18 protein-coding genes, 1 rRNA gene and 1 pseudogene are annotated in these 20,126 nt (G+C 56.1%); 7 read left to right on the top strand and 13 right to left on the bottom strand.

The genetic code is table 11. The features are described from left to right. The first annotated feature begins 90 nt into the window (after positions 1 to 90). A 5S ribosomal RNA gene (gene rrf, locus ABLV04_RS14125) occupies positions 91 to 206 on the top strand. Positions 207 to 426: 220 nt separating this feature from the next. On the opposite strand, the gene ABLV04_RS14120 is transcribed toward rrf, so the two are convergent. The 3 genes from ABLV04_RS14120 to ABLV04_RS14110 form a co-directional block, all read right to left on the bottom strand. Next, complete coding sequence (locus tag ABLV04_RS14120; RefSeq protein WP_004206262.1) at positions 427 to 648, bottom strand: membrane protein; 222 nt, start codon at positions 646 to 648, stop codon at positions 427 to 429. Positions 649 to 940: 292 nt separating this feature from the next. Continuing rightward, the gene (locus ABLV04_RS14115) at positions 941 to 4,051 is read right to left on the bottom strand and encodes an efflux RND transporter permease subunit (protein ID WP_147734060.1); all 3,111 of its coding nucleotides are present in this window, start codon (positions 4,049 to 4,051) and stop codon (positions 941 to 943) included. Between the two features lie 12 nt (positions 4,052 to 4,063). After that, positions 4,064 to 5,203 carry an efflux RND transporter periplasmic adaptor subunit gene (locus ABLV04_RS14110; RefSeq protein ID WP_044524928.1) on the bottom strand — a complete coding sequence of 380 codons (1,140 nt, stop codon included), beginning with the start codon at positions 5,201 to 5,203 and terminating at the stop codon, positions 4,064 to 4,066. Positions 5,204 to 5,579: 376 nt separating this feature from the next. On the opposite strand from ABLV04_RS14110, the gene envR reads away from it, so the two are divergent. Continuing rightward, entirely contained in the window at positions 5,580 to 6,233 is a 654-nt protein-coding gene (gene envR / locus ABLV04_RS14105) for an acrEF/envCD operon transcriptional regulator (RefSeq protein ID WP_023291162.1), read from the top strand. An 84-nt stretch (positions 6,234 to 6,317) separates the two neighbouring features. Here the strand turns inward: envR and fis are convergent, their stop codons facing one another. From fis to msrP, 10 genes and pseudogenes are all read right to left on the bottom strand, one after another. Next, positions 6,318 to 6,614, bottom strand: a complete 297-nt coding sequence (gene fis, locus ABLV04_RS14100) for a DNA-binding transcriptional regulator Fis (protein ID WP_000462905.1) — start codon at positions 6,612 to 6,614, stop codon at positions 6,318 to 6,320. After that, positions 6,596 to 7,604 (bottom strand): annotated as a pseudogene (gene dusB / locus ABLV04_RS14095) (tRNA dihydrouridine synthase DusB). Before dusB ends, fis begins: the two are co-directional and overlap by 19 nt. 357 nt (positions 7,605 to 7,961) lie before the next feature. Then, on the bottom strand, positions 7,962 to 8,843 hold the full coding sequence (gene prmA / locus ABLV04_RS14090; RefSeq protein ID WP_004144971.1) for a 50S ribosomal protein L11 methyltransferase: 882 nt from the start codon (positions 8,841 to 8,843) through the stop codon (positions 7,962 to 7,964). 11 nt (positions 8,844 to 8,854) lie between these two features. Next, positions 8,855 to 10,306 carry a sodium/pantothenate symporter gene (gene panF, locus ABLV04_RS14085; RefSeq protein ID WP_180266268.1) on the bottom strand — a complete coding sequence of 484 codons (1,452 nt, stop codon included), beginning with the start codon at positions 10,304 to 10,306 and terminating at the stop codon, positions 8,855 to 8,857. Beyond that, on the bottom strand, positions 10,296 to 10,538 hold the full coding sequence (locus ABLV04_RS14080; protein WP_004206253.1) for a DUF997 family protein: 243 nt from the start codon (positions 10,536 to 10,538) through the stop codon (positions 10,296 to 10,298). The genes panF and ABLV04_RS14080 overlap by 11 nt, the downstream gene beginning before the upstream one ends. Positions 10,539 to 10,648: 110 nt before the next feature. Further along, the gene (gene accC / locus ABLV04_RS14075; protein WP_004174096.1) at positions 10,649 to 11,998 is read right to left on the bottom strand and encodes an acetyl-CoA carboxylase biotin carboxylase subunit; all 1,350 of its coding nucleotides are present in this window, start codon (positions 11,996 to 11,998) and stop codon (positions 10,649 to 10,651) included. Positions 11,999 to 12,008: 10 nt separating this feature from the next. Beyond that, positions 12,009 to 12,476 (bottom strand): acetyl-CoA carboxylase biotin carboxyl carrier protein, encoded by a 468-nt coding sequence (gene accB / locus ABLV04_RS14070; RefSeq protein ID WP_004206250.1) that lies wholly within the window; start codon positions 12,474 to 12,476, stop codon positions 12,009 to 12,011. A 22-nt stretch (positions 12,477 to 12,498) separates the two neighbouring features. Then, positions 12,499 to 12,951: a type II 3-dehydroquinate dehydratase gene (gene aroQ / locus ABLV04_RS14065; protein WP_023291159.1), complete on the bottom strand. Its 453-nt coding sequence runs from the start codon at positions 12,949 to 12,951 to the stop codon at positions 12,499 to 12,501. Between the two features lie 232 nt (positions 12,952 to 13,183). After that, on the bottom strand, positions 13,184 to 13,783 hold the full coding sequence (msrQ, locus tag ABLV04_RS14060; protein WP_023291158.1) for a protein-methionine-sulfoxide reductase heme-binding subunit MsrQ: 600 nt from the start codon (positions 13,781 to 13,783) through the stop codon (positions 13,184 to 13,186). Then, positions 13,783 to 14,784: a protein-methionine-sulfoxide reductase catalytic subunit MsrP gene (gene msrP / locus ABLV04_RS14055; RefSeq protein WP_032454192.1), complete on the bottom strand. Its 1,002-nt coding sequence runs from the start codon at positions 14,782 to 14,784 to the stop codon at positions 13,783 to 13,785. The genes msrQ and msrP overlap by 1 nt, the downstream gene beginning before the upstream one ends. A 230-nt stretch (positions 14,785 to 15,014) precedes the next feature. Between msrP and ABLV04_RS14050 the strand changes: the two genes are divergently transcribed. The 5 genes from ABLV04_RS14050 to mreD all read left to right on the top strand — a co-directional run bounded on the left by ABLV04_RS14050 (position 15,015) and on the right by mreD (position 20,126). After that, positions 15,015 to 15,206 carry a hypothetical protein gene (locus ABLV04_RS14050; protein WP_032429221.1) on the top strand — a complete coding sequence of 64 codons (192 nt, stop codon included), beginning with the start codon at positions 15,015 to 15,017 and terminating at the stop codon, positions 15,204 to 15,206. A gap of 79 nt (positions 15,207 to 15,285) precedes the next feature. Beyond that, complete coding sequence (gene csrD / locus ABLV04_RS14045; RefSeq protein ID WP_044524921.1) at positions 15,286 to 17,226, top strand: RNase E specificity factor CsrD; 1,941 nt, start codon at positions 15,286 to 15,288, stop codon at positions 17,224 to 17,226. A 305-nt stretch (positions 17,227 to 17,531) separates the two neighbouring features. Beyond that, a complete protein-coding gene (gene mreB / locus ABLV04_RS14040) occupies positions 17,532 to 18,575 on the top strand; it encodes a rod shape-determining protein MreB (protein WP_002918653.1) in 1,044 nt (347 codons plus the stop codon). Between the two features lie 70 nt (positions 18,576 to 18,645). Then, positions 18,646 to 19,638 (top strand): rod shape-determining protein MreC, encoded by a 993-nt coding sequence (gene mreC / locus ABLV04_RS14035; protein ID WP_004206242.1) that lies wholly within the window; start codon positions 18,646 to 18,648, stop codon positions 19,636 to 19,638. Beyond that, positions 19,638 to 20,126, top strand: coding sequence for a rod shape-determining protein MreD (gene mreD, locus ABLV04_RS14030; protein WP_002918648.1), 489 nt, complete (start codon positions 19,638 to 19,640; stop codon positions 20,124 to 20,126). The genes mreC and mreD overlap by 1 nt, the downstream gene beginning before the upstream one ends.

Below are 20,126 nucleotides of genomic sequence, written 5' to 3'. Positions count from 1 at the left end.
CGCACCCTTGGTAAGGGTGAGGTCCCCAGTTCGACTCTGGGTATCAGCACCACTTTTTAGGTTAAAGTTCGGCACGTTGTAAAGAATTTGCCTGGCGACAATAGCGCGGCGGTCCCACCTGACCCCATGCCGAACTCAGAAGTGAAACGTCGTAGCGCCGATGGTAGTGTGGGGTCTCCCCATGTGAGAGTAGGGAATCGCCAGGCATCAAATAAAGCAGAAGGCCCAGTCGAAAGACTGGGCCTTCTGCTTTTGTGTTATCTGTCGATAAGCAGTCCTGCCGCCAGGGGGGAACCCGTCAAAGCCGATTTGCGCGTAATGCAGCAAGGGACAGTGAGTTTGTTTGTTCGGTTGTCATGTGGATGATGCGCAGAAGAGCAGATACAGGTTCGACGCTAGCCCCTGTATCTGCTGGTCGGGGGAGAATTAGCGGGTCAGCGCGACGATCCCTAACGTGAGGCCGGCTACCGCGGCGGCGCCCCCAGCGATCGCGCCTGCGGTGTCCCAGTTGTCTTCTGTTGTGCCTTTCATACAGGTATTGGTGTGGACTAAGCGGCCTTGCGAGTCATACACCGGCACGCAGGGAGAGTCATGGGCACAGCCTGCCAGCAGAGAGGCCAGCAGCGCCACGATTAAATACTTTTTCATGATATTACCTCTGGATAATCCGCAGGGTTGTACTGAGAGCCAGTGCAGAACGGAATGGCTTATTTTATCACCGCGGATTGTCCGGCCCGGATGCCGAAATCATCTCAATATATGAGCCACGTAAATATCGTGAAGATAAGCAGGGGAATATGCAGAAAAGATGGAGAGAACGATCGTATCCCATCGCTGCCGCGCGCGATAGCGGTTGTCAGATAGCGGGAAGCTGTAGTGGTTGCTCATATACCAGGCGAAAAAAAAGCGCCCGCAGGGGCGCCTTTAATACCAGGCCGGGTTATTCAGCGTGCCGGGTAAAACGTCGTCTGACGACCACAAAGAAGACCGGAACAAAGAAGATCGCCAGCAGTGTCGCGGTTAGCATCCCGCCCATGACACCGGTACCCACCGCATTCTGCGCCCCGCTGCCGGCACCATGGCTAATCACCAGCGGCATGACCCCGAGAATAAAAGCCAGAGAGGTCATCAGAATGGGTCGCAGGCGCATCCGCGATGCCTCCAGGGTTGCTTCAATGATCCCTTTCCCTTCTTTCTCCATCAGATCCTTGGCGAATTCGACGATCAGGATCGCGTTCTTCGCCGACAAACCGATCGTGGTCAGAAGGCCTACCTGGAAGTAAACGTCATTATTCAGCCCACGCAGCGTGGCGGCTAACAGCGCGCCGATCACACCCAGCGGAACCACTAGCATGACTGAGAACGGAATCGACCAGCTCTCATACAGCGCCGCCAGGCACAGGAAGACGACAATCAGCGAGATGGCATAGAGCGCGGGAGCCTGGTTGCCGGAAAGGCGTTCCTGGTAAGACATCCCGGTCCAGTCGTAACCAATACCGCTCGGCATTTTACTGGCCAGCGCTTCCATCAGCGCCATGGCTTCCCCGGTACTCTTGCCCGGCGAGGCTTCACCGAGGATCTCCATGGAGGGTAAACCGTTGTAGCGTTCCAGACGCGGCGAGCCATATATCCAGCGCGAAGTGACGAAGGCGGAGAACGGAACCATTTCGCCATTGGCGCTACGAACATACATATTGTTAATGTCGCTCGGCAGCATACGGAAATGGGCATCAGCCTGGACGTACACTTTCTTGACGCGACCACGGTCAATAAAGTCATTGACGTAGTACCCGCCCAGCGCAGCGGATATCGTTTCATTGATATCGGAGAGCGATACGCCCAGCGCCTGCGCTTTTTCCTGGTCGACATCCAGTTTGAACTGCGGCGTATCTTCCAGCCCATTAGGCCGTACCCGTACCAGCTGATCCGGATGCTGTTTCACCATGCCCAGCAGTTGATTGCGCGCCTGCGTCAGGGCAGTATGGCCTAGCCCGCCCTGATCGATCAGCTCAAAGTCGAAGCCGGTGGCGGTACCCAGCTCAATAATGGCAGGCATGTTGAACGGGAAAACCATGGCGTCTTTGATCTGGCTGAAGGCCACGGTGGCTCGCTTGATGATGGACTCCACGCTGTTTTTATCACCGCTGCGCGCTTCCCATGGTTTCAGGCTGACAAACGCCATGCCGGAGTTTTGTCCCTGGCCGCTGAAGCTGAAGCCGTTAACGGTAAAGACGCTTTCGACGTTAGCCTTCTCGTTATGCAGATAGTAGTCGGTCACGGTATCCAGCACTTTCTGTGTCCGCTCCTGGGTAGCGCCGGAAGGCAGCTGGATCATGGTCAGGAAGACCCCCTGGTCTTCATCGGGTAGAAAGGATGTCGGGAGACGCATAAACAGCACGGCCATTCCCACGACGATCAGCAGATAGATCACCAGGTAACGGCCGGTTCCACGCAAAATACCGCTGACGCTGTTGGTGTAGTGGTTAACGCTCTGGTCAAAACGGGCGTTAAACCAGCCGAAAAATCCTTTTTTCTCATGGTGTTCAGCTGAGGCTGGCTTCAACAACGTGGCGCAGAGCGCTGGCGTCAGCACCAGGGCAACCAGCACGGAGAGCGCCATGGCGGAAACGATGGTGATCGAAAACTGGCGATAAATCGCGCCGGTGGAACCGCCGAAGAAGGCCATCGGCACGAAAACCGCAGAGAGCACCATGGCGATACCCACCAGCGCCCCCTGGATCTGCGACATCGACTTTTCCGTCGCTTCTTTTGGCGAGAGCTTCTCCTCAACCATCACACGTTCGACGTTTTCCACCACCACAATGGCGTCATCGACCAGCAGACCTATCGCCAGCACCATACCAAACATCGTCAGGGTGTTGATGGAGTAGCCAAACATCGACAGTACCGCGAAGGTACCCAACAGCACGACGGGCACGGCAATGGTCGGAATGAGCGTAGCGCGCATGTTCTGCAGGAACAGATACATGACAAGGAAGACGAGAATAATCGCTTCAAAGAGCGTTTTGACCACTTCGTGAATAGAGATTTTGACGAAAGGGGTCGTATCGTACGGATAGACCACCTTCATTCCCTGAGGGAAGTAAGGCTGCAGTTCGGCCAGTTTCGCTTTAATCGCGGTGGCAGTATCCAGCGCGTTGGCGCCGGTCGCGAGCTTAATACCCAGACCAGAGGCGGGCTTGCCGTTAATTCTGGCGACGACATTGTAGTTCTCTCCGCCCAGCTCAACGCGGGCGACATCTTTCAAATGGACGACAGAACCATCGGCATTGACCCGCAGCGTGACCTTGCCAAACTCCTGCGGATCTTTAAGCCGCGTCTGGGCAATGATCGACGCGTTCAACTGCTGGCCTTTCAGCGCTGGCGTACCGCCCAGCTGGCCGGCGGCAATCTGATCGTTCTGAACCTGCAGCGCATTGATGACGTCCACCGGCGTCAGGTTGTATTTGTTCAGCAGGTTGCCATCCAGCCAGATGCGCATGGCGTACTGCGCGCCGAACAGCTGTACATCGCCCACACCGTTGAGTCGGCTGATGGGATCTTTAACATTAGAGGCGACATAGTCGGAAATATCATCCTGGGTGGTGACCGGGTTATCAGAGATAAAACCGGCCACCAGCAGGAAGCTGCTGCTGGACTTCTCTACGCTAATTCCCTGCTGCTGGACTTCCTGAGGCAGCAGCGGGGTGGCCAGCTGCAGTTTGTTTTGCACCTGCACCTGGGCGATATCCGGATCGGTGCCGGACTTAAAGGTAAGCGTGATGGTTACTGAGCCGGCGGAATCGCTGGTCGACGACATATACATCAGGTTGTCGATACCGTTCATGTTCTGCTCAATAACCTGAGTGACCGTGTCCTGCACGGTCTGAGCATCCGCACCGGGATAGGTGGCGGAGATCGCCACCGCAGGGGGCGCAATCGTCGGATACTGCGCTATCGGCAGCTGGAGAATGGCCAGACCGCCGGCAATCATCATGATGATGGCCAGCACCCAGGCAAAGACCGGTCGATGGATAAAAAACTTAGACATGGCTGGGTATCCTTATTGCGCGACCGGTGCCGCACGCTCCACTTCTGCTTTAACGGTGACGCCGGGACGGACTTTCTGTAAGCCGCTGACAATCACCTTGTCGCCCGGCTTCAGCCCGCTGGTGATAAGCCACTTATCGCCCACGGCCTGGGAAGCCACCACTTGACGGGTTTCAACCTGATTTTTGTCATTCACCAGCATGACGGAGGCATCGCCCCGCGGCGTTCGAGTCACCCCCTGCTGCGGCACCAGGATGGCCTGCGGATCGGTGCCTTCATCGATGCGGGCGCGGACGAACATCCCCGGCAGCAGGACATGCTGCGGGTTAGGGAAGATAGCGCGCAGGGTAATTGAACCTGTACTTTCATCGACAGTGACGTCGGAGAACTGCAGCGAACCCTTAAGCGGATAGGCCTGACCGTTCTCCATCAGCAGTTCAACGCTTTTGGTGTCGCCGCCGCGTTGCAGGCTTTCCTGCTTAAGGCGCATGAAGTCATTGCTGGATTCCGTCACGTCGACGTAGATCGGATCGAGCTGCTGGACGGTGGCCAGGGCATCCGACTGACCGTTGGTAACCAATGCCCCCTCGGTGACGCTCGATTTACCGATGCGTCCGCTAATGGGAGAGGTCACTTTGGTGTAGGCCAGGTTGATGCGGGCGCTTTCCACGGAGGCTTTGGTAGCGATGACGTCGGCATCGGCCTGGCGGGCGGTGGCCACCGCCTGATCGTATTCCTGTTGACTGATATACTTGGTACCCAGCAGCGGAACGTAGCGTTTCACCGTCAAGTGAGCGATGGCGGCTGCGGCTTCGGCTTTTGCCTCATCGCCCTTGGCGCTGTTCCACGCCGCCTGGTAGGTTGCCGGATCGATCTGATAGAGCGACTGGCCTGCTTCGACATCGCTTCCTTCAACAAAGTTACGCTTCAGGATAATACCGCTTACCTGAGGGCGGACCTCCGCCACGCGAAAAGCTGAAGTTCGGCCTGGCAGTTCGGTGGTGACCGACAGCGGCGCGCTGTTCACGACATGGACCGTCACCTGCGGCGCCTGGGCATGGGGTTGCGGATTGTCCGAATTATCGCAGCCGGTAAGCAATAAGGCCGAGATAATTAAACCGGATAAAAGTGTCACTCTGGCGTGAGTAGTCATGGCGGTTCCTTATAGATTACGTGCCAAATTCGGCGGCGAATCTGTGAAAGAAAGAGGGAATTAAAAAGCAGTTTGCCATCCTACAAATAAACGCCGCTGGATGTAAGGGATAGTTATTTTGGGACAATCAGCAAGGCACGCAAAAACAAAAAAACGCGCTGCCTTTTTATTCTGTTTACCTTAATTGTAAATCTTAATAAATAGACATCAATTCTGTGAATGAGTTATTTATTAATATTGATTTGGGTAATTTATTTGACGATGGCGTCAGAATTAACTTGTCTGCATTTTTGCTAAAAAATATTCCATGACAAATGTTAGGTTAAGCGATCTTCAGAAAATCCTAAATATCCTGTCCGGCGGGAAGGGGGCTTGTATGGCAAGAAAAACGAAAGAAGAGGCGCTACGCACGCGGCAGCTCCTGATTGAGTCCGCGATCCAGCAGTTCGCTCTGCGGGGGGTGACCAACACGACCCTGACGGATATTGCTGATGCGGCGGGAGTGACCCGCGGCGCCGTCTACTGGCATTTTGCCAGTAAGACCGAGCTGTTTAATGAAATGTGGCAGCAGCAGCCACCGCTCAGGGATTTGATTCAGCATAGCCTCGCAACAGAGAATGAACAGGAGCCTTTAAATGCATTGCGCGAGCGGTTTATTACCGGGCTCCGCTATATTGCTGCGAATCCTCGCCAGCGCGCGCTGATGCAAATTCTTTATCAGCGCTGCGAGTTTGCCAATGATATGCTTTCGGAAAATGAAATTCGCCAGCGCATTGGCTTTAATTATTCGCTCATCGGCGGCATGCTGCAGTGCTGTGTGCGTAACAATATATTGCCAGCCGAAACAAATATTGAAGTGATATTAATTGTTTTACACAGCGCCTTTTCCGGACTAATTAAAAACTGGCTGCTCGATCCGCAACGCGTCGATCTTTATCAGCAGGCGCCTGCGCTGGTGGATAATATTATGGCGGTAGTCTGTGCTGCTCGTGTATCGGAGACGCCGGTACTGCGGGCGGTGAATCAGTAATGTGTCCCGCTGCCGCAGGTAATAAAAAAGGCGCTTCCCCATGCCGAAGAGCGCCTTTTATATCAAGCAAGCAACTGACTAGTATCAGTTCATGCCGTATTTTTTCAGTTTTTTACGCAGCGTACCGCGGTTGATGCCCATCATCAGGGCAGCGCGGGTCTGGTTACCACGGGTGTATTGCATCACCATGTCCAACAGGGGCTGTTCAACTTCAGCCAGTACCAGCTCATACAGGTCATTCACATCCTGACCGTTCAGTTGAGCAAAATAGTTCTTCAGTGCCTGTTTAACCGAGTCACGCAGGGGCTTTTGAGTTACCTGATCCTGAGAGTTAACGGTAGAAACGGTCAGTACGTCAGAATTTACGCGTTGTTCGAACATAGTTCTGTCAGCTCTTTATTTCTATTACGCAAAATTTTCGAAGTATGCCTCCAACGCCTCCAGCTGTTCGCTGGCATCCTCAATGGCGTTGAATGTGCGCCGAAACTGGTCATCTGGAGCATGTTCCTGAAGATACCAGGAGACGTGTTTACGCGCGATTCGGTACCCTTTTGCCTGACCATAAAAGTCATGCAATTCCCGAACGTGCGCACAAAGCAAGCGCTTGACCTCTGCCAGCGGCAGCGGGGGCAGCAGCTCTCCAGTGTCCAGATAATGCTGGATTTCCCGAAAGATCCAGGGTCTTCCCTGAGCTGCACGGCCTATCATCAGGGCATCAGCCCCTGTATAGTCGAGCACAGCTCTGGCTTTAAGCGGGTCAGTAATGTCGCCATTCGCGATAATCGGAATGGAAACTTTCTGCTTAACTGCCCGAATACTGTCGTACTCAGCGTCTCCGTTAAACAAGCAGGCGCGGGTGCGTCCGTGAATAGTCAGAGCCTGAATGCCACACTCTTCGGCCAGTTGGGCAATCTCTACGCAGTTACGGTGTTCCGGTTCCCAACCGGTGCGAATCTTGAGAGTCACAGGAACGTCCACCGCATTCACGACCGCCGTCAGGATCGACTTCACCTGGTCGGGGTACTGCAAGAGGGCTGAACCTGCAAGCTTGCGATTCACCTTTTTCGCCGGGCATCCCATATTGATATCAATAATCTGGGCGCCGCTTTCCACGTTAATCCGCGCGGCGGCAGCCATCTCTTCCGGCACGCTACCGGCGATTTGCACGGTACGAATACCGGGCTCATCAATATGCACCATCCGTAAACGGGACTTGTCGCTCTCCCACACCTGTGGGTTAGAGGACATCATCTCGGAAACGGTTAAACCCGCTCCCATCTCGTAGCACAGCGTCCGGAATGGTCTGTCAGTAATGCCAGCCATGGGCGCTGCGATCAGGCGATTTCTGAGCTGGTGGTGTCCGATGCGCATGAGTTAAGAAATGACCATACTGTGACTGCAAGGCGGCGTATATTACGCATTTTTTGCACGAGATGAAAGGCCAAACTTTGAGCAATCCTCTGTTGCAGATCAATGAATCCGGGACTAACGTAAAAGGAATGAATAAATACTTATATTAATCATTGATTTAATGGCTGATGGATAATTTGTGTCCATTTATAAAATCATAAAACTTCTCGATTTTTCTTAGAAAAACTCGCTACCAGACGATATAAAACGCTGTTTTTATAGCCAAAAAAGTGCTCTGTAGTGCGATCTGCCTCTCATTTCCTGGCATTATTTGGTGGCTACTGGAAACAAAAATGCGGCCCACAGGCCGCATTGCGCTTAGTTTTTCCGGCCGGTGATCCGGCACCACTCCTCTTTCTCGACCACCGGGTCAAGGGTGAAGAGATCGGCGTAGGCTTCACAGACGCTCTCCGCCTGGCTGGCAAGGATGCCGGAAAGCCCCAGCAAACCGCCTGAAACGGGCAGGACGCTGATTAACGGCGCCAGCTCACGTAACGGGCCAGCCAGGATATTGGCGACCACGACGTCGGCTTTCATCGACTCCGGCTGGTCCTGAGGAAGATAGAGCTCCAGACGCTCAGATACGCCGTTACGCTGCGCGTTATCGCGGCTGGCCTGAATAGCCTGCGGGTCGATATCAATGCCGATCGCTTTTGCGGCCCCCAGCTTCAGCGCGGCAATCGCCAGGATGCCGGAACCGCAGCCGAAATCAATGACCGTTTTTCCGTTGAGGTCGAGTCCATCGAGCCACTGCAGGCACAGGGATGTCGTCGGGTGCGTGCCGGTACCGAAGGCCAGACCCGGATCGAGCATCACGTTGACGGCATTTTCATCCGGAACGTCGCGCCAGCTCGGGCAGATCCACAGCCGCTCACCGAAACGCATCGGATGGAAGTTATCCATCCATTCCCGCTCCCAGTCTTTATCTTCCAGCTGCTCGATCTTATGCGCGAAGCCGGCACCCAGCAGCGGGTGCTGCTCCAGTTGGGCAACGACCGCTTTCATATCGGTTTCGGCATCGAACAGGCCGATCACGTCGGTATCGCCCCACAGCCGGGTTTCCCCGGGCAACGGCTCAAATACCGGCGTATCGTGCGTATCCTGGAAGGTGATCGAGACCGATCCGGCCTCCATCAGCGCATCGCTAAGATCTTCAGCGTTCGCGCCGGTGGTATTTAGTTTCAGTTGGATCCATGGCATAGCAAAACTCTTTATTTATCAGTAGTCAAAATAGGTGGCTGTGGTGCGGGACGGCCGAAACGGTTCCCTGCCACAAACGCCAGTAAACTCAGCAGCAGCGCGGGAACGATCGGGTGGAAGCCGAGAAACTGCACTTGCAGCGTGGCAAGTACGGCATACAGCACGCCGCCCACGATCATCGCGCTCAGCGCGCCAGCCGCGTTAGCACGTTCCCAATACAGGCCCAGTACCAGCGGCCACAGGAAGACGGCTTCCAGGCCGCCGAAGGCCAGCAGATTCAGCCAGATAATCATCTCCGGCGGTCGCCAGGCCGCGAGCAGCAGCAGAACACCCAACAGGAGCGTGATGCCGGCGGACATGCGTTTTAGCCGCTTTTCGTTAGTCGCCTGATCCGGACGCCAGTTCAGATACAGATCCTTGATGATCGTAGCGGAACTTTGCAGAAGCTGGGCATTGATCGTCGACATAATCGCCGCCATCGGCGCGGCCAGAAAGATCCCTGCCGCAAAGGGCGGGAGCACTTTGACCATCAGCGTCGGGATCACCAGATCCGGTACGGTTAAGTCGGGGAGCACCGCCCGACCTAACGCGCCGGCCAGGTGCATGCCAAACATCAGGATCGCCACTACGATGGTGCCGATCATAATGCCGCGATGCACGGCTTTGCTGTCTTTGTAGGAGATACAGCGAACGGCGGTATGCGGCAGGCCAATGACGCCGAAGCAGACCAGCACCCAAAACGAGGCCATAAAGGTTGGCGAGAGGATATCTTCCGCCCCCTGCGGGGACACCAGCTTGACGTCGATCGACTGCAGAGTCTCTACCGCATGGCCAATCCCGCCGGCGGCGTGGATCACCCCCACCAGTAGCACGATCGTGCCGATCAGCATCACCATGCCCTGCATGGTATCGTTGAGCACGCTGGCGCGAAAGCCGCCATAGGCGGTATACAGCGCGATGCTGATGCCGAAGATCAGCAGACCGGTATCGTAGGGAATACCCGCAGCTGTCTCCAGCAGGCGGGCGCCGCCGATAAACTGGACGGTCATGGCGCCAACGAAGGCTACCAGCAGGCTCAGGCTGGCCAGCCAGACCAGCAGACGGCTCTGGTAGCGCGCAAACAGCATGTCATTGAGGGTGACGGCATTATAACGACGCGCAAGGATGGCGAATTTTTTTCCCAGTACGCCCAGCGACAGCCAGATGGCGGGGAGCTGGATCATCGCCAGCAGTACCCAGCCCAGGCCGTATTTATAGGCGGCGCCGGGTCCGCCGATAAATGAGCTGGCGCTGATATAGGTGGCGGTTAGCGTCATGGCCAGCACGAAGCCGCCCATCGAGCGGCTGCCGAGAAAGTACTCATTAAGAAAGCTTCCTGAGGCGCGTTTTCTCATGGCGTAAAGGGATAAGCCGAACACCACTACCAGATAGGCGATCAGGGGAATAATGACCTCAAACTGCATCATCGTCCTCCAGAGGAATGTCGCGGAAAACCAGTTTGACCATCGCCCAGCACAGCAGAATAAACAGCAGCGGAACCAGCAGGCAGGCCATTTCAAACCAGTGGGGCAGGCCGGTAAAACCGATAGCCACCCCCGGCAGATAGGCGGCGGCCAGCCAGGCGGCAAGATAGAGAAGGGTCAGCCACAGCGCCCAGCGCGCTTCTTTGTGGGCCTGAACAAAGCGTTTGTCCATTTTTTGTCCCTTGAGGATAAAGAAAGCGGGGATTGTACCGCATGGTATAGATGAGGAGAGAGAAAAAGAAAAAAGGCCGGAAAATCCGGCCTTTTGCTGAGAGAGCAGAATTATTTTTCCTGCAAGCCGAGTTTTTTCTCCAGATAGTGGATGTTGGTGCCACCATGCTGGAAGTTCTCGTCGCTCATAATGCGCATCTGCAGATCGACGTTGGTCTTGATGCCATCGATGATCAGCTCCTGCAGCGCATTCTTCATGCGGGCAATCGCCACGTCACGGCTTTCGCCGTAGCAGATCAGTTTGCCGATCATGGAGTCATAGTACGGCGGTACGGTGTAGCCGGCGTAAATATGGGACTCCCAGCGCACGCCAAAGCCGCCCGGCGCGTGGAAACGGGTAATCTTACCCGGGCTCGGCAGGAAGGTGTTCGGGTCTTCGGCGTTGATACGGCATTCCACCGCATGGCCGCGAACCACCACTTCATCCTGCTTGATGGACAGCGGCTGGCCGGCTGCGATACGCAGCTGCTCTTTGATCAGGTCAACGCCGGTGATCATTTCAGTTACCGGATGCTCTACCTGGATACGGGTGTTCATTTCAATGAAGTAGAACTCGCCGTTTTCGAACAGGAACTCAAAGGTACCCGCCCCGCGGTAGCCGATATCGACACAGGCTTTCGCGCAACGCTCGCCGATGTAGCGACGCAGTTCCGGAGTGATGCCCGGCGCCGGCGCTTCTTCGACCACTTTCTGGTGACGACGCTGCATGGAGCAGTCACGTTCAGCCAGATAGATAGCGTTGCCCTGACCGTCCGCCAGTACCTGAATTTCAATGTGACGTGGGTTTTCCAGGTATTTCTCCATGTAGACCATATCGTTGTTGAAAGCCGCTTTGGCTTCCGCTTTGGTCATGGAGATGGACTGGGCCAGTTCAGCGTCGCTGCGCACAACGCGCATACCGCGACCGCCGCCGCCGCCGGAGGCCTTGATGATCACCGGATAGCCGATGCGTTTAGCATGGGCGCGGTTAGCGTCCATGTCGTCGGTCAGCGGGCCGTCAGAACCGGGTACGGTCGGGACGCCGGCTTTTTTCATGGCGGTGATCGCGGACACTTTGTCGCCCATCAGGCGGATAGTGTCGGCTTTCGGGCCGATGAAGATAAAGCCGGAGCGCTCAACCTGCTCAGCAAAGTTGGCGTTCTCGGAGAGGAAGCCATACCCCGGGTGAATCGCTACCGCGCCGGTGATCTCAGCGGCGCTGATGATAGCTGGGATGTTCAGATAGCTTTTTACGGACGGAGCCGGACCGATACAGACCGTCTCATCCGCTAACAATACGTGTTTTAGATCGCGATCCGCGGTGGAATGCACAGCAACGGTCTTGATGCCCAGTTCTTTACAGGCACGAAGGATGCGCAGTGCGATCTCGCCACGGTTAGCGATGACAATTTTATCCAGCATGTTCGCCTCGTTACTCGATAACTACCAGCGGCTCGTCGAATTCTACCGGTTGGCCGCTTTCGATCAGAATGGCTTTCACCACGCCGGCTTTGTCGGCTTCGATCTGGTTCATCATTTTCATCGCTTCGACGATGCACAGGGTGTCGCCCACGTTAACTTTCTGGCCAACTTCCACAAACGCTTTCGCGTCCGGGCTTGGCGTACGATAGAAAGTACCAACCATCGGGGAACGTACGATGTGACCACTGATTTCCGCTTTTGCCGGCGCTTCTGCTGCTGCAGCTGGCGCGGCAGCCGCGGCGGCAGGTGCCTGAGGCTGCATCATCGGCGCAGCATAAGCCTGCTGCATAACCGGATAGCTTGCGGCCGGTGCAGAGCGGCTGATGCGAACAGACTCTTCGCCTTCAGAAATTTCCAGTTCGGAGATACCTGATTCTTCAACCAGCTCGATCAGTTTTTTAATCTTACGAATATCCATGAGTGGGTTCCGTACTCTTTGTTTAGTGTGATTGTGACAGGCGTTTTACCGCCGTCTGTAAAGCGTATGAATAGCCGTCCGCCCCCAGTCCGCAGATGACGCCAGCGGCGACATCTGACAGATACGAATGCTGGCGGAAGGGTTCGCGTGCATGCACATTGCTCAGGTGAATCTCGATAAACGGGATGTTCACGGCAAGCAAAGCGTCACGGATTGCTACGCTGGTATGCGTGAACGCGGCCGGATTAATCAGGATATAGTCCACGTTGTCTTTAGCCTGATGAATTCGGTCGATTAACGCATGCTCCGCGTTGGACTGCAGGTGATCCAGGCTCACATTCAGCGCCGCCGCTTCAGATGTTAAATGGTTAACAATCTCCGCCAGCGTGAGCGGACCATACTTCTCAGGCTCGCGGGTACCGAGCATGTTAATGTTTGGACCATTCAAAAGCAAAATGTGAAACTTCTTTGCCATCGCGTGGCGATCTCCTGCCATTTTCGGGTAAAAAACAACATATACCTTCAATGCGCCCTTGTCACCTTTTCAGGGTCAGAAAACCCCGTCAGGAAAGCCAAAGTCGCACATTATAACGATTTCGTAGCAATTGGCAGCTAAATACTGGTCTTATCAGGGAAGATTATCAACCGCTATCTTAAAAAGAGTCGCGGTTGATAAAGGATCTGCGGGAAACTGCACATTACGGGATTCAGCGCCACCACTGGCGGAACTTCTTGTAACGCCATGCCAGCAGCGCCACTGCCAGCAGGGCATAAATGATGGGCTGCGGCGAGAGGATCTTCACTGACCACAGGTAGTGAATCGGCGCGAGGATCGCCACCAGATAGACGAAGTTGTGTAAAAGTTGCCAGCGGCGGCCCAGTTTTCGCTGCATCGCCTGCGTCGACGTCACCGCCAGCGCCAGCAGGATCGCCCAGCTGACCATGCCTAACGTCAGATAGGGGCGGTTGATAATCTCCGAGCCCAGCAGCGCCAGATTGTTAATGCCCAGCTCCAGCAGGGTATAGCTGGTCAGGTGCAGCGTCGCCCAGGCGAAACACCATAAACCTAACAGGCGACGAACGCGAATCAATAATGGTTGTTTCGCATAGCGCGCCAGCGGGGAGACCAGCAGCGTCGCCAGCAGAAACTTCAGCGCCATCCTGCCGGTAAAATGCTGGATATCCTTGGCCGGATCGGCGCTAAAGTAGCCCTGATGTCCGGCCCAGAATAGCCAGACCAGCGGCAAAAAACCCGCCAGATGAAGTAAAACCTTCAGCCAGGCGATCTGTTTGACGGTGAAACGCACTAGAAGTTCTCCCGCAGATTCATGCCGCGATACAACGACGCCACCTCGTCGGCATAGCCGTTAAACAGCAGGGTTGGCTGACGCTTGACATCGAGTACGCCGCCGGCGCCGATAAACCGCTCGCTGGCCTGTGACCAGCGGGGGTGATCGACGTGCGGATTGACGTTGGCGAAGAAGCCGTATTCGTCCGGTGCCGCCAGGTTCCAGGTGGTCGGCGGCCGCTCGCGGGTCAGTTCAATGCTGACGATGGATTTAATGCCTTTGAAACCGTACTTCCACGGCACAGTAAGGCGGACCGGCGCGCCATTTTGCGGCGGCAGCGCTTTGCCATACACCCCGACGGTGAGCAGCGTCAGCGGATGCATCGCTTCATCCAGCCGCAGCCCCTCCACGTAAGGGTAAGCCAGCCCCCCGCCGATAAACCGATCTTTCTGCCCGGGCATTTGATCCGGAGCATAGAGGGTTTTGAAGGCCACATAGCGCGCATTGCTGGTGGGCTCCACCAGCGCCAACAGCTTATGCAGCGGGAAGCCGACCCAGGGGACCACCATCGACCAGGCTTCCACGCAGCGCATACGATAAATACGCTCTTCCAGCGGGAAGCGTTTGGTCAGATCGTCATGGTCGAGAGTCAGCGGCTTCGCCACCTCACCGCCGATGGTCAATGTCCAGGGATCGGTGCGCAGGCTACCCGCGTTCGCCGCCGGATCGGCTTTATCGAGGCCGAATTCATAAAAGTTATTGTAGCCGGAGACTTTATCTTCCGGGGTAAGCGTCAGCTTAGCCTGCCATTCAGCGGGTTTAGCAAAGTCCAGGGCTTTGCCCGCCGGGGCTGGCGGACGGTCGTGGCCTTTAAACCAGTCCAGCAGGTCGGCCTGCGCGGCGGCGGGAAGCGAAAGGGCGGTCGCGCTGATGCCCAGCATTTTCAGTACCTGGCGCCGCTGGAGCATAAAAACGGATTCGGCCGTGACGTCGGCTTCCGTCAGTTTTTTTCTTTTCATGGTGTCCTCCGTCATGCGTTTCCTTAAGCATGACGGAGGCGGCGATGAATCGCGAATATGTCACGAAAAATTGCACATTAGGAGCATGGGCCGCCGCCGAAGCAGGGGCGCGGTCGTCCAGGAATCTTCGGAAAGTGGCGCAAGACGTTTCCTTTACCGCGCCTGACCCGGCATCTTTAGCAGGGAAAAAAGCGGACGGGAGGCTGGCAGGACGGAAAATCGGCAATAATGTGCGCCGCTGGCGCGGGTTTGCCATCCAGCGTCTAAAATTAAAGCGCTTCTGGCGCAGGCCGCAGGCGGGCGGCGATTGGCAAATTTTTTCTGCCGACTATACTCGCTATCGGCATACTTTCGCCGATAATACGCATTCCATTGCCAGACTCGCCATCTTTGATAGTATGCGTCGCGCTTTAAAAGGTTAATGCTAGCGTCAAGGCGCGCGCCGGCACGGGAGCCTGATGGTTCATCGGGCAGTCATTCACTCGCGGAGTTAACACAGGGATGCGATTAACGACGAAGTTCTCAGCCTTTATCACGCTGCTAACTAGCCTGACCATCTTTGTCACGCTGATTGGCGCTTCGCTGAGTTTTTACAACGGCATTGAGAACAAGGTCGAAAACCGGGTTCAGGCGGTGGCGACCATGCTGGATAACCGGCTCATCACTACCTCTTTTGATAAGCTTGAGCCGCAGCTGGATGAGCTGATGACGCCGATAGAGATCGTGCATATCGATTTCATGCTTAACGGTAAACCGCTCTACAGCCACTCCCGAACCGACAGCTATCGCCCGCTTGGCAGTCATGAGCAATTCCGTGAGATCACGGTCCCGTCGTTGAAACATCCCGGTATCTCTCTGCATCTGGTCTACGTTGACCCGATGGTGAACTATTTCCGTTCGCTGTCGATTACCGCCCCGCTGTCGATCTCCATCGGCTTCATGGTGGTGATTATTTTCTTCGCCGTCCGCTGGATCCGCCGCCAGCTGGCGGGTCAGGAGCTGCTTGAGCTTCGTTCCACGCGTATCCTGAGCGGCGAGCGCGGGCCGCAGGTGCGCGGCTCAGTCTATGAATGGCCTGCCAGCACCAGTAGCGCGCTGGATATGCTGCTGTCGGAGCTGCAGTTTGCCAGCGATCAGCGCAGCCGGATGGATACGCTGATTCGCTCCTATGCGGCACAGGATTCTAAAACCGGGCTGAATAATCGCCTGTTTTTTGACAATCAGCTGGCCACGCTGCTGGAAGATCAGGAGAAGGTGGGGGCGTACGGCATCGTGATGATGATCCGTCTACCGGAGTTTGATCTGCTACGGGACAACTGGGGGCGGGCAGCGGCCGAAGAACATTACTTCACGCTTATCAACCTGCTCTCTACCTTTATTATGCGTTACCCTGGCGCGCTGCTGGCGCGCTATCACCGTAGCGACTTCGCCGTGCTGCTGCCGCACCGCACGTTAAAAGAGGCGGATAGTATCGCCGGGCTGCTGCTGAAGGCCATGGACGCGCTGCCTCCGACGCGGATCCTCGATCGTGACGATATGATGCATATCGGCATCTGTTCTTTCCGCAGCGGACAATCGGCGGCGCAAGTGATGGAACATGCAGAAGCGGCGACGCGCAACGCGGTGCTGCAGGGCAGCAACAGCTGGTCGGTCTATGACGATACCCTTCCGGAGAAAGGCCGCGGCAACGTTCGCTGGCGGACGCTGATCGAACAGATGCTGAGCCGCGGCGGGCCGCGGTTGTACCAGAAGCCCGCCGTCACCCGCGACGGTCGGGTGCATCACCGTGAACTGATGTCGCGGATGTACGACGGTAAAGAAGAGGTGATTGCCGCCGAGTACATGCCGATGGTGCTGCAGTTTGGCCTGGCGGAGGAGTATGACCGCCTGCAGGTGACGCGCCTGCTGCCGTTTTTAGGCTTCTGGCCCGAGGAGAATCTGGCGCTGCAGCTGTCGGTGGAGTCGCTGATCCGTCCGCGTTTCCAGCGCTGGCTGCGCGATGCTCTGATGCAGTGTGAAAAATCGCAGCGTCAACGGATTATTTTTGAACTTGCTGAGGCAGATGTTTGTCAATATATCGGCCGTCTGCAGCCGGTTATGCGGTTGGTTAACGCGCTTGGCGTTCGGGTGGCGGTGGTTCAGGCAGGGTTAACCCTGGTGGGAACCAGCTGGATCAAGCAGCTGGATGCGGAGCTGATCAAACTGCATCCGGGCCTGGCGCGCAACATCGAAAAGCGCAGCGAGAACCAGCTGCTGGTGCAAAGCCTGGTGGAAGCCTGTAAAGGCATGCCTATGCAAGTTTTTGCGACGGGCGTACGCAGCCGCAGCGAGTGGCTGGTACTGTCCCAATGCGGTGTCACGGGCGGGCAGGGGGAATTTTTTGCCGCCTCACAGCCACTTGACACAAATGTGAAAAAATATTCGCAAAGATACTCGGTTTGATCTGCCGTTTAGCGTGATTTCACGTAGAATAACGCGCGCCATCGTGAAGGGGGTGTGCTTGTCTACCTGCCGGATCATCGCAATGTAAATGCCAGTGACCCTCCTTTGACAGGTTACAAATTCAGGCGTGGAGCGCTGCTGAAGATTTCAGCAATGAACGGAGTCGGAAAAATTTGTAACAAAGGAAATGAACTGCACTAATTTTCACCGCAGCAGGTGATTTTTGCGCCTTGTCGCTGCTGCGTGTGGTTGGTAAAGTAAGCGGATTTTGTTTTCCGCCCCAGCTTTCAGGATTATCCCTTAGTATGTTAAAAAAATTTCGTGGCATGTTTTCCAATGACCTGTCCATTGACCTGGGTACCGCGAATACCCTTATTTACGTAAAAGGACAAGGCATCGTATTGAATGAGCCTTCCGTGGTGGCCATTCGTCAGGATCGTGCCGGATCGCCGAAAAGCGTCGCCGCCGTGGGTCATGAAGCGAAGCAGATGCTCGGCCGTACCCCGGGTAATATCGCGGCGATTCGCCCGATGAAGGACGGCGTTATCGCTGACTTCTTCGTGACGGAAAAGATGCTGCAGCACTTTATCAAACAAGTGCACAGCAACAGCTTTATGCGCCCGAGCCCGCGCGTACTGGTCTGCGTGCCGGTTGGCGCCACCCAGGTTGAGCGTCGTGCTATCCGTGAATCCGCGCAGGGCGCTGGCGCTCGCGAAGTGTTCCTGATTGAAGAACCGATGGCGGCCGCGATCGGCGCTGGCCTGCCGGTTTCTGAAGCGACCGGTTCCATGGTGGTGGATATCGGCGGCGGTACCACTGAGGTAGCGGTTATCTCCCTGAACGGCGTGGTTTACTCTTCTTCCGTGCGTATCGGCGGCGACCGCTTCGACGAAGCCGTCATCAATTACGTGCGTCGTAACTACGGCTCTCTGATCGGTGAAGCGACCGCTGAGCGTATCAAACATGAAATCGGTTCGGCTTACCCGGGCGATGAAGTGCGTGAAATTGAAGTGCGCGGCCGTAACCTGGCAGAAGGCGTTCCACGCGGCTTCACCCTGAACTCAAACGAAATTCTTGAAGCGCTGCAGGAGCCGCTGACCGGCATCGTGAGCGCGGTTATGGTTGCCCTTGAGCAGTGCCCGCCGGAACTGGCGTCTGATATCTCCGAGCGCGGGATGGTTCTCACCGGCGGTGGTGCGCTGCTGCGCAACCTGGACCGTCTGTTAATGGAAGAAACCGGTATTCCAGTCGTGGTTGCTGAAGATCCGCTGACCTGCGTAGCGCGTGGCGGCGGCAAGGCGCTGGAAATGATCGACATGCACGGCGGCGACCTGTTTAGCGAAGAGTAGTCAGCCTGAAGGTCCGGGGTGGCTTTAGCGCTGCCCCAGGTCTTTACTGACACGAGAATACGCATAGCCTATGAAGCCAATTTTTAGCCGTGGCCCCTCGCTACAGATTCGCCTTATTCTGGCGGTGCTGGTGGCGCTTGGCGTGATTATCGCCGACAGCCGCCTGGGTACGTTCAGTCAAATCAGAACGTACATGGATACAGCCGTCAGCCCTTTCTACTTTGTCTCTAATGGTCCCCGGGAACTGCTCGACAGCGTATCGCAGACGCTGGCTACCCGTGACCAGCTCGAACTGGAAAACCGCGCGCTGCGTCAGGAGCTGTTGCTGAAAAACAGCGATCTGCTGATGCTGGGCCAGTACAAGCAGGAGAATGCGCGCCTGCGTGAACTGCTTGGCTCGCCGCTGCGCCAGGACGAGCAAAAAATGGTGACCCAGGTCATCTCAACGGTCAACGACCCCTACAGCGATCAGGTGGTTATCGATAAGGGCAGCGTCAACGGCGTCTACGAAGGCCAGCCGGTTATCAGTGATAAAGGCGTGGTGGGGCAGGTCGTAGCCGTGGCGAAAATGACCAGCCGGGTACTGCTGATCTGTGATGCCACCCATGCGTTGCCGATCCAGGTCCTGCGGAACGATATTCGCGTCATTGCCGCCGGTAACGGCTGCACCGACGACCTCCAGCTTGAGCATCTGCCGGCAAATACCGATATTCGCGTCGGCGATGTGCTGGTGACCTCCGGTCTGGGCGGTCGTTTCCCGGAAGGGTACCCGGTTGGGGTTGTCTCTTCAGTGAAACTGGACACCCAGCGCGCCTACACGGTGATCCAGGCGCGTCCGACGGCCGGTCTGCAGCGTTTGCGCTATCTGCTGCTGCTGTGGGGCGCCGATCGCAATGGCGCTAACCCGATGACCCCGGAAGAGGTCCATCGGGTGGCTAACGAACGCCTGATGCAGATGATGCCGCAGGTGTTGCCTGCGCCGGATGCGATGGGGCCGCAGATGCCGGCGCCCGCCACCGGGCTGACGCCGTCTCAGCCGTCGCAGCCTGCAGGGGGGCAATAGTGGCAAGTTACCGTAGCCAGGGACGCTGGGTTATCTGGCTCTCGTTTCTTATCGCGCTATTGCTGCAAATTATGCCCTGGCCGGCGGACATCAGCGTTTTCCGGCCCAACTGGGTATTATTGATCCTGCTGTACTGGATCCTCGCGCTGCCGCACCGGGTGAATGTGGGAACGGGCTTCGTGATGGGGGCTATTCTTGATCTCATCAGCGGTTCGACGCTGGGCGTTCGCGCGCTGTCCTTAAGCATCGTCGCCTATCTGGTGGCGCTGAAGTATCAGCTGTTCCGTAACCTGGCGCTGTGGCAACAGGCGCTGGTGGTCATGCTGTTATCCCTCGCCGTGGATATCATTGTTTTCTGGGCAGAGTTTTTAGTGATCAACGTCTCTTTCCGTCCGGAAGTATTCTGGAGTAGTGTAGTAAACGGTATCCTCTGGCCATGGCTCTTCCTGCTGATGCGTAAAGTGCGTCAGCAATTTGCAGTGCAATAA

Source organism: Klebsiella sp. JN_Kp127 (assembly GCF_040062505.1).
GTDB lineage: Bacteria > Pseudomonadota > Gammaproteobacteria > Enterobacterales > Enterobacteriaceae > Klebsiella > Klebsiella quasipneumoniae.
The sequence above is the reverse complement of the archived record's forward strand: the minus strand, read 5'-3'. Positions and strand labels throughout refer to the sequence as shown.

Coding starts and splice junctions, on each gene's coding strand:
- ABLV04_RS14115 (WP_147734060.1), bottom strand. CDS start 4,051: ATGTCTAAGTTTTTTATCCATCGACCGGTCTTTGCCTGGGTGCTGGCC.
- ABLV04_RS14120 (WP_004206262.1), bottom strand. CDS start 648: ATGAAAAAGTATTTAATCGTGGCGCTGCTGGCCTCTCTGCTGGCAGGC.
- accB (WP_004206250.1), bottom strand. CDS start 12,476: ATGGATATTCGTAAGATTAAAAAACTGATCGAGCTGGTTGAAGAATCA.
- accC (WP_004174096.1), bottom strand. CDS start 11,998: ATGCTGGATAAAATTGTCATCGCTAACCGTGGCGAGATCGCACTGCGC.
- aroQ (WP_023291159.1), bottom strand. CDS start 12,951: ATGGCAAAGAAGTTTCACATTTTGCTTTTGAATGGTCCAAACATTAAC.
- fis (WP_000462905.1), bottom strand. CDS start 6,614: ATGTTCGAACAACGCGTAAATTCTGACGTACTGACCGTTTCTACCGTT.
- ABLV04_RS14110 (WP_044524928.1), bottom strand. CDS start 5,203: ATGACTACTCACGCCAGAGTGACACTTTTATCCGGTTTAATTATCTCG.
- panF (WP_180266268.1), bottom strand. CDS start 10,306: ATGCAGTTTGAGGTCATTATTCCCCTGATCGCCTATCTGGTAGTGGTG.
- prmA (WP_004144971.1), bottom strand. CDS start 8,843: ATGCCATGGATCCAACTGAAACTAAATACCACCGGCGCGAACGCTGAA.
- csrD (WP_044524921.1), top strand. CDS start 15,286: ATGCGATTAACGACGAAGTTCTCAGCCTTTATCACGCTGCTAACTAGC.
- mreB (WP_002918653.1), top strand. CDS start 17,532: ATGTTAAAAAAATTTCGTGGCATGTTTTCCAATGACCTGTCCATTGAC.
- envR (WP_023291162.1), top strand. CDS start 5,580: ATGGCAAGAAAAACGAAAGAAGAGGCGCTACGCACGCGGCAGCTCCTG.
- msrP (WP_032454192.1), bottom strand. CDS start 14,784: ATGAAAAGAAAAAAACTGACGGAAGCCGACGTCACGGCCGAATCCGTT.
- mreC (WP_004206242.1), top strand. CDS start 18,646: ATGAAGCCAATTTTTAGCCGTGGCCCCTCGCTACAGATTCGCCTTATT.
- ABLV04_RS14080 (WP_004206253.1), bottom strand. CDS start 10,538: ATGGACAAACGCTTTGTTCAGGCCCACAAAGAAGCGCGCTGGGCGCTG.